Annotated in this window: 13 protein-coding genes; 10 read left to right on the forward strand and 3 right to left on the reverse strand. The window is 64.8% G+C overall.

The genetic code is table 11. The features are described 5' to 3' along the window. The first annotated feature begins 29 nt into the window (after nt 1-29). From rfbB to OH705_RS09405, 7 genes are read left to right on the forward strand one after another with little or no spacing between them, the layout of a single operon-like run. Entirely contained in the window at nt 30-1,112 is a 1,083-nt protein-coding gene (rfbB, locus tag OH705_RS09375; RefSeq protein ID WP_094011588.1) for a dTDP-glucose 4,6-dehydratase, read from the forward strand. Beyond that, nucleotides 1,109-1,984 carry a glucose-1-phosphate thymidylyltransferase RfbA gene (gene rfbA / locus OH705_RS09380; protein WP_094011589.1) on the forward strand — a complete coding sequence of 292 codons (876 nt, stop codon included), beginning with the start codon at nt 1,109-1,111 and terminating at the stop codon, nt 1,982-1,984. Before rfbB ends, rfbA begins: the two co-directional genes overlap by 4 nt. After that, nucleotides 1,981-2,529, forward strand: a complete 549-nt coding sequence (gene rfbC / locus OH705_RS09385) for a dTDP-4-dehydrorhamnose 3,5-epimerase (protein WP_094011590.1) — start codon at nt 1,981-1,983, stop codon at nt 2,527-2,529. Before rfbA ends, rfbC begins: the two co-directional genes overlap by 4 nt. After that, nucleotides 2,526-3,386 (forward strand): dTDP-4-dehydrorhamnose reductase, encoded by an 861-nt coding sequence (rfbD, locus tag OH705_RS09390; protein WP_160291013.1) that lies wholly within the window; start codon nt 2,526-2,528, stop codon nt 3,384-3,386. Before rfbC ends, rfbD begins: the two co-directional genes overlap by 4 nt. Before the next feature lie 39 nt (nt 3,387-3,425). Beyond that, nucleotides 3,426-5,240, forward strand: a complete 1,815-nt coding sequence (locus OH705_RS09395; protein ID WP_094011592.1) for a sensor histidine kinase — start codon at nt 3,426-3,428, stop codon at nt 5,238-5,240. Continuing rightward, nucleotides 5,237-6,637 (forward strand): sigma-54-dependent transcriptional regulator, encoded by a 1,401-nt coding sequence (locus OH705_RS09400; protein ID WP_094011593.1) that lies wholly within the window; start codon nt 5,237-5,239, stop codon nt 6,635-6,637. Before OH705_RS09395 ends, OH705_RS09400 begins: the two co-directional genes overlap by 4 nt. After that, nucleotides 6,634-7,089 (forward strand): YiiD C-terminal domain-containing protein, encoded by a 456-nt coding sequence (locus OH705_RS09405; RefSeq protein WP_094011594.1) that lies wholly within the window; start codon nt 6,634-6,636, stop codon nt 7,087-7,089. The genes OH705_RS09400 and OH705_RS09405 overlap by 4 nt, the downstream gene beginning before the upstream one ends. Before the next feature lie 31 nt (nt 7,090-7,120). Here the strand turns inward: OH705_RS09405 and cysQ are convergent, their stop codons facing one another. Both cysQ and nudE read right to left on the reverse strand, forming a co-directional pair. Continuing rightward, complete coding sequence (gene cysQ, locus OH705_RS09410) at nt 7,121-7,954, reverse strand: 3'(2'),5'-bisphosphate nucleotidase CysQ (protein WP_094011595.1); 834 nt, start codon at nt 7,952-7,954, stop codon at nt 7,121-7,123. Beyond that, complete coding sequence (nudE, locus tag OH705_RS09415) at nt 7,951-8,517, reverse strand: ADP compounds hydrolase NudE (RefSeq protein WP_023630347.1); 567 nt, start codon at nt 8,515-8,517, stop codon at nt 7,951-7,953. The genes cysQ and nudE overlap by 4 nt, the downstream gene beginning before the upstream one ends. 64 nt (nt 8,518-8,581) lie before the next feature. Here nudE and yrfG point away from each other — a divergent pair, with 64 nt between their 5' ends. Beyond that, nucleotides 8,582-9,244 carry a GMP/IMP nucleotidase gene (yrfG, locus tag OH705_RS09420; RefSeq protein ID WP_267301986.1) on the forward strand — a complete coding sequence of 221 codons (663 nt, stop codon included), beginning with the start codon at nt 8,582-8,584 and terminating at the stop codon, nt 9,242-9,244. Between the two features lie 51 nt (nt 9,245-9,295). On the opposite strand, the gene lysM is transcribed toward yrfG, so the two are convergent. Continuing rightward, nucleotides 9,296-9,736 carry a peptidoglycan-binding protein LysM gene (lysM, locus tag OH705_RS09425; protein ID WP_023630345.1) on the reverse strand — a complete coding sequence of 147 codons (441 nt, stop codon included), beginning with the start codon at nt 9,734-9,736 and terminating at the stop codon, nt 9,296-9,298. Nucleotides 9,737-9,911: 175 nt separating this feature from the next. Between lysM and fdhD the strand changes: the two genes are divergently transcribed. Together fdhD and OH705_RS09435 are read left to right on the forward strand one after the other, a co-directional pair. Continuing rightward, nucleotides 9,912-10,739 carry a formate dehydrogenase accessory sulfurtransferase FdhD gene (gene fdhD / locus OH705_RS09430; protein ID WP_267301988.1) on the forward strand — a complete coding sequence of 276 codons (828 nt, stop codon included), beginning with the start codon at nt 9,912-9,914 and terminating at the stop codon, nt 10,737-10,739. An 8-nt stretch (nt 10,740-10,747) separates the two neighbouring features. After that, nucleotides 10,748-13,093 (forward strand): FdhF/YdeP family oxidoreductase, encoded by a 2,346-nt coding sequence (locus OH705_RS09435; RefSeq protein ID WP_267301989.1) that lies wholly within the window; start codon nt 10,748-10,750, stop codon nt 13,091-13,093. Nucleotides 13,094-13,245 lie beyond the last annotated feature (152 nt).

Here is a 13,245-nt window from a genome sequence, read left to right on the forward strand (position 1 = left end):
CACCACGTTTTCCGCACAGGCATCTGCACATGCGCATTCTCGTCACCGGCGGCGCCGGCTTCATCGGCTCGGCCCTGATCCGCCACCTGATTGACCATACCGAGCATGAAGTGCTCAATCTCGACAAGTTGACCTACGCGGGCAACCTGCAGTCCCTGCAGCGGATCGCCGACAACCCCCGCTATGAATTTGTCCAGGCTGATATCGCCGACCAGGTCAGTGTCAGCGCCTTGCTTGCCAGGTTCCAGCCACACGCCATCATGCACCTGGCCGCAGAGTCGCACGTCGACCGCTCCATCGATGGCCCGGCGGACTTCATTTACACCAATATCGTCGGCACCTACAGCCTGCTGGAGGCCGCTCGCGGTTACTGGAGCTCGCTTGAAAAGCCTGCCCGCGACACGTTCCGCTTCCACCACGTTTCCACCGACGAAGTGTTCGGCGACCTGCACGGCCCCGACGGACTGTTCGATGAAAACACCCCGTACGCCCCCAGCTCTCCCTACTCGGCCAGCAAGGCGGCAGCCGATCATCTGGTCCGCGCCTGGCAACGTACCTACGGCCTGCCGACGGTGATCAGCAACTGCTCCAACAATTACGGCCCGTATCACTTCCCAGAAAAGCTGATCCCGTTGATGATCCTCAACGCCCTGGCCGGCAAGCCGCTTGCGGTGTACGGCGATGGCCAGCAAGTCCGCGACTGGCTGTACGTCGAGGATCACGTCCGAGCCCTGCTCCGGATCGTTACCGCTGGAGAGGTCGGCCAGACCTACACCATCGGCGGCCACAACGAGCAGCGGAACATCGACGTGGTGCAGGCCGTGTGTGCGCTGCTGGAAGAGCTGGCCCCTGCGCACCCCGCCGGGGTGACCCGCTACACCGACCTGATCACCCACGTCCAGGACCGCCCGGGGCATGACCTGCGCTACGCTATCGATGCCGGCAGGATCGAGCGTGAGCTCGGTTGGGTACCGCAGGAAACCTTCGCCTCAGGCTTGCGCAAGACCGTGCAGTGGTACCTGAACAATCTCGACTGGTGCCGCCAGGTCCAGGACGGCAGCTATCAAGGACAGCGCCTGGGCAATTCGGACTTCAAGGACCTGATCGCATGACTAAAGGAATCGTCCTGGCCGGCGGCACGGGCACCCGCCTGCACCCCATCACCCTCGGTGTCTCCAAGCAGTTGCTGCCGATCTACGACAAACCGATGATCTACTACCCGATATCGGTGCTGATGCTCGCCGGCATCCGCGACATCCTGCTGATCTCCACGCCACAAGACCTGCCGCAGTACCGCCAGTTGTTCGGTGACGGCAGCCCGTTCGGCATTCACATAAGCTATGCCGAACAGCCGTCCCCCGACGGGCTGGCACAGGCGTTCCTGATCGGAGAGTCGTTCATCGGTGAAGATGCCGTCTGCCTGATTCTTGGCGACAATATCTTTCACGGCCAGAGCTTCAGCGAACAGTTGCAGCGTGCAGTGAAGCACACCTCGGGCGCCACCGTGTTCGGCTACTGGGTCAAGGACCCGGAGCGATTTGGCGTGATCGAGTTCGACGCCGATGGCCGGGCGTTGTCGATCGAGGAGAAGCCCCGGCAACCCAAGTCCAGCTTTGCCGTGACCGGCCTGTACTTCTACGACAACGATGTGGTGAACATCGCCAAGAGCATCCGCCCGTCAGCCCGCGGCGAACTGGAGATCACCGACATCAACAACGCCTACCTGGCACGCGGCGACCTGCGCGTAGAACGCTTCGGCCGTGGCTTCGCCTGGCTCGACACCGGCACGCACGACAGCCTGCTGGAAGCCTCGCAGTACGTGCAGACCCTCGAACATCGCCAGGGGCTGAAGGTGGCCTGCCTGGAAGAGATCGCCTTCCAGAACGGTTGGATCAGCCGTGAGCAACTGCTGGCCAAGGCCTGCGAACTGCAAAAGACCGGCTACGGCCAATACCTGAGCCAACTGGCCGAAGAACAGCCATGAATGTCATCTCCACCGCACTTCCCGACGTCCTGATCATCGAGCCCAAGGTGTTCGGTGACAGCCGAGGGTTCTTCTACGAAAGCTACAACGCCCGCGACTTCGCCCTGCGCACCGGCATCGATACGCCATTCGTCCAGGACAACCACTCTCGCTCCCTACACGGAGTGCTACGTGGGCTGCACTACCAGTTGCAAAATGCCCAGGGCAAACTGGTCCGCGTGCTGCAAGGCGATATCCTCGACGTGGCGGTGGACATCCGTCGCAGCTCGCCAACCCTGGGCCAGTGGGTGGCGGTGCGACTGTCCGCCACCAACCACCGCCAACTGTGGCTGCCACCCGGTTTCGCCCATGGTTTCCGGGTGTTGAGCGAGTCGGCCGAAGTGCTCTACAAGACCACCGACTACTACAACCCCGACGCCGAGTACGGCATCCGCTGGGACGACCCGCAGCTGGCCATCGACTGGCAGCTGAACGGCCTGCAACCGTTGCTGTCGGCCAAGGACCAGGCCGCCATGTCATTTGCCGATGCACAGCTGTTCCCATGAAGATCCTCGTCTGCGGCCGCCACGGCCAGGTTGCACTGGCACTCCAGGAAGCATTGCGCGGCCTGGGCGATGTGCAGCGGCTCGGTCGTGACGGGTTCGACATGGCCCGACCAGGGCAACTGCGCGCCGTGCTGCGCCAGATGGCGCCCGACCTGATCATCAACGCCGCCGCCTACACGGCAGTCGACCAGGCCGAAAGCGAAACGCAGCTGGCCCATGCCATCAACGCCGAAGCGCCCCGGATACTGGCCGAAGAAGCCGCACGGCTCGGCGCACCGCTGATCCACTACTCCACCGACTATGTCTTCGACGGCAGCAAGCCAGCTCCCTACAGCGAGGATGACGCCCCCAATCCACTGAGCGTCTATGGCCGAAGCAAGCTGGCGGGCGAACAGGCCATCACCGCTGTCGCCGGTGAACATCTGATCCTGCGCACCAGCTGGGTCTATTCGCTGCATGGACGCAACTTCCTGCTGACCATGCAGCGCCTGCTTCAGGAACGTCCACAGCTGAAAGTCGTCAACGACCAGATCGGCGCCCCGACCTGGGCAGGCACCCTCGCCGCCAGCACCCGCGCGCTGATCGAGCGCTGGCGCGACGGCCAGGCCGGTGCCTGGGGCACCTACCACCTGACCGCACAGGGCGAGACCTCCTGGTTCGGCTTCGCCCAGGCCATCGCTGACCAGCTCAAGGCCCAGGGGCGGCCTTGCGCCGAACTGTTGCCGATCCCTTCCAGCGAGTACCCGACACCGGCAAGACGACCGCTCAACTCACGCCTGGATTGTTCCCGCCTGGCCCGTGAATGGCACGTCAGCCAACCGCACTGGCACGATGCACTCATCGACTGCCTCAAGTAGCGCATAATTGCGCCAGATCCTACTGGCGCCCTTATTGCGATGATCCCAAGACCCACGCCTCCCCGCCGCCCCCGCTGGCGCAGCCTGGCCCTGCTGGCGCTGTGCCTGGCCCCACTGCTGTGGCCGCTGCACCACCTGGCCGAACGCTACTACCAGGATGAGCTGGCCTCGCAGAATCGCCAGACCCTCGACCTCTACGTTGCCAACCTGCTGGGCACCTTGCACCGCTACGAAACCCTGCCGCAGATCCTCGGCGACCTGCCGGCGCTGCGCGGCGTGCTGGCCGACCCGTTCCGCCTCGAGGCGGTGACCAACGCCAACCGGTTGCTCAAGGACATCACCCAGCAGACCGGTGCCGAGGTGATGTACCTGATGGATGTCAGCGGCAACACCCTGGCCGCGTCCAACTGGGACAAGCAGGACAGCTTCGTCGGCCGCAACTTCTCGTTCCGCCCGTACTTCATCGAGGCGATGGAGGGGCGGCTGGGACGGTTCTTCGGCCAGGGCACCACTTCGGCCAAGCGCGGCTACTTCTTCGCCGCCGCCGTGCACGACCGCGACAAGGTGATCGGCGTGCTGGTGGTCAAGGTCGACCTCGACCACACCGAAACCCTGTGGGGCCGCACGCCGGAACAACTGCTGCTGACCGACCAGAACGGCGTGGTGGTGCTCACCTCTCGCCCGGACTGGCGGTTCCGCGCCACCCGCGAATTGACCGCGGCCGAGCGCCAGGCCATCGTCGCCATCCAGCCCTACCCGACCCAGGCTCCACAGCCGCTGAGCCTTGACCGTGACGCCTGGCTGATCCAGACCCGCGACATCAAGGAAACCGGCTGGCAGGTGAACATCCTCGCCCCACGCCTGCTGGTCGACCGCTCGGTGCAGACGGTCATGGCCATCGGCGGTGGCGCGCTGCTGGTGACCATGCTCCTGGCTGGCCTGGTGATGCAGCGCCGACGCCACTATATCGACCGCATCGACTTCGAGGCCCGTGCCCGACAAGAGCTGGAAAAGCGCGTGATCGAGCGCACCGCCGATTTGGAAGGCCTCAATACCCGGCTTAAGAGCGCGGTGCTGGAGCGCGAAAGCGCCCAGCAAGAGCTGGTGCGCGCCCAGGACGAACTGGTCCAGGCCGGTAAGCTCTCTGTGCTGGGCACCATGTCGGCGAGCATCAGCCATGAACTCAATCAGCCGCTGGCGGCGATTCGCAGTTATGCCGAGAACGCCGAGATTCTCCTCGACCATCAGCGCACCGAGGACGTGCGCGGCAACCTCAAGCTGATTGGCGAACTGACCGGACGCATGGCCTCGATCATCGCCCACCTGCGCGCCTTCGCCCGCCGCGACCAGCACGCCCCGGAGAGCGTTGCCCTGCAACCGGCCCTGGATGATGCCCTGGCGCTGCTGGCCAAGCGTCGCCGGGCCATGGCCGTAGAGCTGGTGCGCGACCTGCCTGAGGCCACCCTGTGGGTGCAGGCCGGCGAAACCCGCCTGCGCCAGGTACTGGGCAACCTGCTGGCCAACGCCCTCGATGCCCTGACCGAAAAAGCCAACCCGCGCAGGCTCTGGCTAAGTGCCGAACGCCAGGACGGCTGCGTCTACCTGTACATCCGCGACAATGGCCCAGGCTTCAGCCGCCAGGCCCTGGAGCACGCCAAGGAGCCGTTCTTCACCACCAAGACCCGCACCCAGGGCCTCGGCTTGGGGCTGGCTATCTGCGAAAGCCTGATGCACGCGCTCGGCGGCGAGTTGCTGCTGGGCAACCACCCTGAAGGCGGTGCCCTGCTGACCCTGAAACTGCGCGTGGCCAAGCCCGGCGCCAATCTGCAATCTTCGGAGGACACCTCGGCATGAGCACCGAGACACCCATCGACAGCCGTGCCCAGGTGATCCTGGTCGATGACGACCCGCACCTGCGCCAAGCCCTGAGCCAGACCTTGGACCTGGCCGGGCTCAAGGTGGTGGCCCTGGCCGAAGCCCAAGGCTTGGCCGAACGCCTCGAGGAAGACTGGCCGGGGGTTGTGGTCAGCGATATCCGCATGCCCGGCATCGATGGCCTGCAACTGCTGGAGCAACTGCACGCCCGCGACAGCGAATTGCCGGTGCTGCTGATCACCGGCCACGGTGATGTGCCATTGGCGGTGCAGGCCATGCGCGCCGGGGCCTATGACTTCCTCGAGAAGCCCTTCGCCAGCGACGCCCTGCTCGACAGCGTGCGCCGCGCCCTGGCCCTGCGCCGCTTGGTGCTCGACAACCGTAGCCTGCGCCTGGCCCTGAGCGATCGCCAGCAGTTGGCCACGCGCCTGCTCGGCCAGTCCCCCGGCATGCAGCGCCTGCGCGAGCAGATCGGCGCCCTGGCCGGCACCCGCGCCGACGTGCTGATCCTTGGCGAAACCGGCGCCGGCAAGGAGGTGGTGGCGCGTGCGCTGCACGACCTGTCGAGCCGGCGCGACGGCCCCTTCGTGGCGATCAACGCCGGCGCACTGGCCGAGTCGGTGGTCGAGAGCGAGTTGTTCGGCCATGAGCCGGGCGCCTTCACCGGTGCGCAGAAGCGCCGCATCGGCAAGTTCGAGTTCGCCAATGGCGGGACGCTGTTCCTCGATGAAATCGAGAGCATGAGCTTGGATGTTCAGGTCAAGCTGCTGCGCCTGCTGCAGGAGCGGGTGGTCGAGCGTCTGGGCGGCAACCAGCTTATCCCGCTGGATATCCGTATCATCGCCGCCACCAAGGAAGATCTGCGCCAGGCCGCTGACCAGGGGCGTTTCCGTGCTGACCTCTACTACCGCCTGAACGTCGCACCGTTGCGTATCCCCGCGCTGCGTGAGCGCGGCGACGACATCCTGATGCTGTTCCAGCACTTCGCCGACGCCGCCAGCGACCGGCATGGCCTGCCCCCCCACAACCTGCAACCGGTGCAGCGTGCCCTACTGCTGCGCCACGACTGGCCGGGCAATGTACGCGAGCTGCAGAATGCCGCCGAACGATTCGCCCTTGGCCTGGAGCTGGCCCTCGATGGCCAGGCGCCTGCGGTGGCCAACGATAGCCATGTCCCGGTGCCAGCCGGCAACCTCAGCGAGCAGGTCGAACAATTCGAGCGCTCGCTGATCGCCGCCGAGCTGATGCAGCCGCACAGCTCCATGCGCAGCCTCGCCGAGGCCCTTGGCATCCCGCGCAAGACCCTGCACGACAAACTGCGCAAGCACAGCCTGAGCTTTGGCGGACACGACGACCAGGAGGACAACCGTCAATGAGCAACGACAGCCAGTACCTGCAGTCCGTACTGCACAGCGATATTCCGCTGACCCGCGAAATGGGCATGGAGGTCATCGATTGGCAGGCGCACACCTTGCGTCTGAAGCTGCCTTTGGCGCCCAACGTCAACCACAAGAGCACCATGTTCGGCGGCAGCCTGTACTGCGGCGCTGTGCTGGTGGGTTGGGGCTGGCTGCACCTGCGTCTGCGCGAGCTGGGGATCGATGACGGGCATATCGTCATCCAGGAGGGGCAGATCAGCTACCCGCTGCCAGTCACCGGGGCCGCCGTGGCGCGTTGCCCGGCGCCGGACGAGAGGACCTGGGAGCGGTTTCTGACAATGTATCAACGTCGTGGACGGGCACGCCTGACGCTGGAGACGGTGGTGAGCAACGAGGGTAGTGACGAGCCTGCGGTGACGTTCAGCGGGCAATACGTGCTGCATCGCTGAAAGCTTGGGGCGCGTAGCGGCCCCGACAAGCTCAAGCTTTGATCGCACTCGCCAGTTCGACGAGCGCCTGTCGCCATTCAGCAGCGCGGGGCAACGCCAGGAAGAACGGATTGAGCAACGACTCACGCGGTGGGTAGCGGAACGGCAACCCGTCCAGCCCGATCACCTCGCCCCCGGCACCTTCCAGCACGCCCTGGGCGGCGGCAGTATCCCACTGCGAGGTCGGCGCCAGCCGCGGATAACAGTCGGCACTGCCTTCGGCGAGCAGGCAGAACTTCAAGGAGCTGCCGATGTTGGCCAGTTCCAGCTCCCCTAACGCACTCCCAAGCCCCGCCAGCAGCGCTTCCTGCTCCGGGCTGGAATGCCGACGGCTGGCGACGACGGTAAACCGCTCATGCGCCGGTGGGGCATTACGCACCTGGATCGGTTGAGCCTCTTCGTTATGCTCGGTCTTCCAGGCACCTAACTCGCGCCCACCGGAATAACAGCGGCCATTGGTCGGCATTGCCACCACGCCAAACACCACCTCGCCGTTTTCGATCAGCGCGATGTTGACGGTGAACTCCTCACTACCGGCGATGAACTCCTTGGTGCCATCCAAAGGATCGACCAGCCACCAGCGCTGCCAACCTGCGCGGGTTGCCAGCGGGATGTCGCAGTCCTCCTCGGAGAGCACCGGAATCTGCGGCGCCAGCGCCTGCAAGCCATCGGCGATAACCCGATGGGCTGCCAGGTCGGCAGCGGTCACCGGTGAATCGTCGGCCTTGTTGCTTACCGCCACGTCAGCGCGCCAGAACGGCAGGATCGCCTCGCCAGCCAACAGGGCGAGCTTGACCACGTCCTGCATCAGTTGCCGATCATTCATACGCTCAGCACCCCACGCTGGATCAGCAGGTCACGGGCCAGGTACAACGCCGCCAGTGCTCGGCCTTCGCTGAACTGCGGGTGCATGGCCAGGGCCGAGAGCTCGCGCAGGTTGACCTTGTCGACCCGCATCGGCTCGGGCTCGTCGCCCTCCAGACGCTCTTCGTACAGGTCGGTGGCTAGGACCACCTGGATCTTCTGGCTCATGTAGCCGGGCGATAGCGACAGCTCGGTCAGGTGCTCCAGCTGACGCGCGCCAAAACCAGCCTCTTCCTTGAGCTCCCGGTCGGCGGCGGCGAGCACGTCCTCGCCCGGCTCGATCAGGCCTTTGGGCAACGACAGCTCGTACTCGTCGGTACCGCCGCAATATTCCTCGACCAGCACAGCATGCTCGGCATCGAGCATGGCCACGATCATCACCGCGCCATAGCCGTTGCCGCGGCCAACCAGTCGCTCATAGGTGCGCTCGGTGCCGTTGGAGAAGCGCAACTGCACGGCTTCCACGCGGAACAGGCGGCTGCTGGCGACGATTTCGCGGCTGAGAACGGTGGGTTTCTGGCGCATGGGGCGGCTCCTTGGCGTGAACGGGTTACTATACCGTGGCTTGCCGACTGATCGAGAATTTCCCATGCCCGTTCTTCCCTGGTCCGCCATCGATACCGTCCTGCTGGACATGGACGGCACCCTGCTCGACCTCCATTACGACAACCGCTTCTGGCTGCAGCACCTGCCCCAGCGCTACGCCGAGCTGCATGGCGTGAGCCGGGCCATGGCCGATCTCGAGCTGCGCCCGCTGTTCGAACAGCATGCCGGCACGCTCAACTGGTACTGCCTGGACTTCTGGAGCCGTGAACTGCGCCTGCCGATCCGCGAGCTCAAGCTGGAGATCGCCGACCTGATCGCCTTGAAGCCGGATGCCGATACCTTCCTCGCCGCCATTCGCAAGGCCGGCAAGCGGGTGGTGATGATCACCAACGCCCACCGCGACTCGCTGTCGCTGAAGCTGGAGCGGGTTGAACTGGCGCCGTACTTCGAGCGGCTGATCAGCTCGCACGACTATGGCTATCCGAAGGAGAGCCCGCAGTTCTGGGATGCGCTGCAGGCGGACATCGGCTTTGAGCCGGCGCGCAGCCTGTTCATCGATGACACCCTGGCGATTCTGCGCAGTGCCCGGCAATTTGGCGTGGGGCACCTGCTGGCTGTGCGCCAGCCGGATAGTCGGGCCGAGCCACGCGATACCCAGGAGTTCACGGCAGTAGAGGATTACCGGGAGTTGCTGGAAGGGTTGTAACTGCGCAATCGCCCCGTAGGAGCGGCTTCAGCCGCTCCTACAAGCGCCCCCTCAGTCGGGAATACGCAGCACCTGCCCCGGATAGATCTTGTTGGGATCCTTCAGCATCGGCTTGTTTGCCTCGAAGATCTTCTGGTACTTGTTGGCATCGCCGTAGACTCGCTTGGAGATGGCACTCAGGGTGTCACCCTTCTCGACCTCGACGAACCGGGCAGCTTGAGCAATTGGCCCGGTGACGGTGATCTGGTCATCCACCGAGGCCACACCGGCGATGTTGCCTGCAGCCAGGATGATCTTCTCTTTCTCTTCCTGGCTGCTTACCTCACCCTTGAGGATGACCTTGTCACCCTCTACAGTGGCCGAGATGTTCGGGTTGCCCAAGCCAACGTCACTGACGTGTTTCTTCAACTGTTCCTCGGCATTGGCATTGCCGGGGGTCAGCAGGTCGATCAACTTCTCGCCGGCTTCCTTCACGAAACTGAACAGGCTCATGTGGCGCTCCTTTGATGGTGAATCCATGGAAGCAGGAGTCTAGGCCAGGATCGGCCAACCCGCCCCGGTGCGACCAATCGACGCGCTCTATCACGGGATAGACGCTAGCGATTAGACGCCATCTGCACAGGGGCCTAGGCTTGTGGGGTCAAACTGCCAGCCGGTATTCGAGCCGATGAACAGCAAGCCACCGGTCTGCGCGGCGTCAACGCCTCTCGCCCTGCCCGCCGCCAGCAACACCTACGACTACGTCCAGCTTTCCGATGCCGCCCGCGACAATACCCCGCTGGCCGAGGAAGTGGCGTTGGCGATCGTCTACAACGGCCTGAACCAGGCGGTGATGCTGGTCAGCCCGACCGACCTGGAAGACTTCGCCGTCGGTTTCAGCATCGGCAGCGGCATCGTTGCCGGTACCGAGGAAATCTACGACATGAACCTCTCCGGCAGCGGTTCGGCGCTCTACGCCGACCTGGAGATATCCAGCCGCGCCTTCTGGAACCTGAAGAACCAGCGCCGCCAGCTGGCCGGCACCAGCGGTTGCGGCCTGTGCGGCGTCGAGGCATTGGAGCAGGCGCTGCCCGAGCTGAACGTGCTGCCTGGCGCGCCGCTGCCACCTGCCCACTGGCTGAAGGACCTGCGCCTGCGCATCGACGCCTTCCAGCCACTGGGCCAGCACTGCGGTGCGGTGCACGCGGCACTGTTCATGGACCGCGACGGCCAGCTGCTGCTGGGTCGCGAGGACATTGGCCGGCACAACGCCCTGGACAAGCTGATCGGCGCCCTGCTACGCCAGCGCATCGAGACCCAAGGGGGGCTGGCCATCGTCACCAGCCGCTGCAGCCTGGAACTGATCCAGAAGGTCCTGCGCGCCGGCATCCAGACCCTGGTAAGCCTTTCCGCGCCCACCGGCCTGGCCCTGCAATGGGCCCGCAAGCACAACCTCAACCTCATTCATCTGCCCAAACACAGCGCACCGCGGGTGTTCAGCCCAGCGGCGGAGTAGCAACAGCCGTGACCTCCTACGAAAAACTGCCAGACAACGCCCCCGCCTCCACCCCTCGCTACAAACCTTATCCCGGCCCCGCCGGCGGCTGGGGCGCGCTGCGCAGCGTGGCCAAGGCCTGGGTGGGCAGCGACAACGCCCTGAAGAACATCCGCGCCCTGCTCAAGACCAACCAGAACGGCGGCTTCGACTGCCCCGGCTGCGCCTGGGGCGACTCGCCCGAAAGCGGCATGGTCAAGTTCTGCGAGAACGGCGCCAAGGCGGTCAACTGGGAAGCCACCAAGCGCCGGGTGGATGCCGCGTTCTTCGCCCGCTACAGCGTGAGCGCGCTGCTGGGGCAGAGCGACTACTGGCTCGAGTACCAGGGCCGACTGACCGAGCCGATGGTCTATGACCCGATCACCGACCGTTACCGGCCGATCGACTGGGACGCCGCCTTCGCCCTGATCGCCCGGCACCTGAACAACCTGGCAAGCCCCGACCAGGCCGAGTTCTATACATCCGGCCGGGCCAGCAACGAGGCGGCTTATCTCTATCAGCTGTTCGTGCGCGCCTACGGCACCAACAATTTCCCCGACTGCTCGAACATGTGCCACGAGGCCAGCGGCGTGGCCTTGGGCCAGAGCGTCGGCGTGGGCAAGGGCACGGTCACGTACGACGATTTCGAGCACGCCGACACGATCTTCGTCTGGGGCCAGAACCCCGGCACCAACCACCCTCGCATGCTCGACCCGTTGCGTGACGCGGTGAAACGCGGCGCCCAGGTGGTGTGTGTCAACCCGCTCAAGGAGCGTGGCCTGGAGCGTTTCCAGCACCCGCAGAACCCGTTGGAGATGCTGACCAACAGCGACCGACCGACCAACACCGCATTCTTCCGCCCGGCGCTGGGCGGCGACATGGCGCTGCTGCGCGGCATGGCCAAGTTCCTGCTGCAATGGGAGCGTGAGGCCCAGGCCAGCGGCGCGCCGGCGATCTTCGATCATGCCTTCATCGCCGAACACGGCCATGGCGTGGACGAATACCTGGCGGTGGTCGACGCCACCCCATGGGAACAGATCCAGGCCCAGTCCGGGCTGACCCTGGCCGATATCGAGCTGTCGGCACACATGTACTGCAAAGGTAAACGCGTGATCATGTGCTGGGCCATGGGCATCACCCAGCACCGCCATTCGGTGCCGACCATCCAGGAAATCGTCAACCTGATGCTGCTGCGCGGCAACCTCGGGGTACCGGGCGCCGGCCTGTGCCCGGTGCGCGGCCACAGCAACGTGCAGGGCGACCGCACCATGGGCATCAACGAACGCCCACCGGTGTTGCTGCTCGATGCCATCGAAAAACGCTTCGGCTTCCCGGTGCCGCGCCATAACGGCCACAACACCGTCGAGGCCATCCACGCCATGTTGGAAGGCCGGGCCAAGGTGTTCATCGGTTTAGGCGGCAACTTCGCCCAGGCCACGCCGGACACCGAGCGCACCGCCCAGGCGCTGCGCAACTGCGAGCTGACCGTGCACATCAGCACCAAGCTCAACCGCAGCCACCTGATTCATGGCAAACAGGCGTTGATCCTGCCGTGCCTGGGCCGCACCGATATCGACCTGCAGGGCGAAGGCCCGCAGGCGGTGACGGTGGAGGACTCGTTCAGCATGGTCCACGCCTCCAACGGCCAGCTCAAACCACTGTCCCGACAGATGCGCTCGGAGCCCGCCGTGGTTGCCGGCATCGCCGCCGCCACCTTGGGCAAGCAGCCAGTGGACTGGCACTGGCTGGTGGCCGACTACGACCGTATCCGCGACCTGATCGCCGACACCATCCCGGGCTTTGCCGACTTCAACGAGCGTCTGCGCCTGCCCGGCGGCTTCTACCTGGGCAACAGTGCCGGCAGCCGCCAGTGGAAGACCGCCAGCGGCCGCGCCAACTTCAAGGCCAATCTGCTACCGGACAGCCTGCTCGACGAGCGCGTGCGTGCCAGCGGCCAGATACCGGACCTGATCATGCAGTCGATGCGCTCGCACGATCAGTACAACACCACCATCTATGGCATGGACGATCGTTATCGTGGCGTGCGCGGCCAGCGTGACGTGCTGTTCGTCAACGAGGCCGACATCGTCCGCCTGGGCTTCCAGCCGGGGCAGAAGGTCGACATTGTGTCGCTCTGGGGCGATGAACATCTGCGCCGGGTGCATGGGTTTACCCTGCTGGCGTTCGACATCCCCGCTGGCCAGGCGGCGGCCTACTACCCGGAGGTGAACCCGCTGGTGCCGCTGGAGAGCATCGGTGACGGCAGTCACACGCCGACGTCGAAGTTCATCGCCATCAAGTTGGAGCGCGCGCGGGACGACGGGCGCATCATCTGATTCGCGCCCGGCAAAGCTGAACGCCGCCCACAAAAAAGCCCTGTTCCGCAACGGTTCAGGGCTTTGTCATAAGTACCTCAGACAAGCAAAAATCGAGAAAGTTTCATACAAAATTCAATAACTTAGAGAATTGTGTACAACTCGTGCTACTC

Origin of the sequence: Pseudomonas sp. BJa3 (genome assembly GCF_026343815.1) — a bacterium.
Classification (GTDB): domain Bacteria; phylum Pseudomonadota; class Gammaproteobacteria; order Pseudomonadales; family Pseudomonadaceae; genus Aquipseudomonas; species Aquipseudomonas soli.

Coding starts and splice junctions, on each gene's coding strand:
- cysQ (WP_094011595.1), bottom strand. CDS start 7,954: ATGAATGATCGGCAACTGATGCAGGACGTGGTCAAGCTCGCCCTGTTG.
- rfbB (WP_094011588.1), top strand. CDS start 30: ATGCGCATTCTCGTCACCGGCGGCGCCGGCTTCATCGGCTCGGCCCTG.
- rfbD (WP_160291013.1), top strand. CDS start 2,526: ATGAAGATCCTCGTCTGCGGCCGCCACGGCCAGGTTGCACTGGCACTC.
- yrfG (WP_267301986.1), top strand. CDS start 8,582: ATGCCCGTTCTTCCCTGGTCCGCCATCGATACCGTCCTGCTGGACATG.
- rfbC (WP_094011590.1), top strand. CDS start 1,981: ATGAATGTCATCTCCACCGCACTTCCCGACGTCCTGATCATCGAGCCC.
- nudE (WP_023630347.1), bottom strand. CDS start 8,517: ATGCGCCAGAAACCCACCGTTCTCAGCCGCGAAATCGTCGCCAGCAGC.
- lysM (WP_023630345.1), bottom strand. CDS start 9,736: ATGAGCCTGTTCAGTTTCGTGAAGGAAGCCGGCGAGAAGTTGATCGAC.
- fdhD (WP_267301988.1), top strand. CDS start 9,912: ATGAACAGCAAGCCACCGGTCTGCGCGGCGTCAACGCCTCTCGCCCTG.
- OH705_RS09400 (WP_094011593.1), top strand. CDS start 5,237: ATGAGCACCGAGACACCCATCGACAGCCGTGCCCAGGTGATCCTGGTC.
- OH705_RS09405 (WP_094011594.1), top strand. CDS start 6,634: ATGAGCAACGACAGCCAGTACCTGCAGTCCGTACTGCACAGCGATATT.
- rfbA (WP_094011589.1), top strand. CDS start 1,109: ATGACTAAAGGAATCGTCCTGGCCGGCGGCACGGGCACCCGCCTGCAC.
- OH705_RS09395 (WP_094011592.1), top strand. CDS start 3,426: ATGATCCCAAGACCCACGCCTCCCCGCCGCCCCCGCTGGCGCAGCCTG.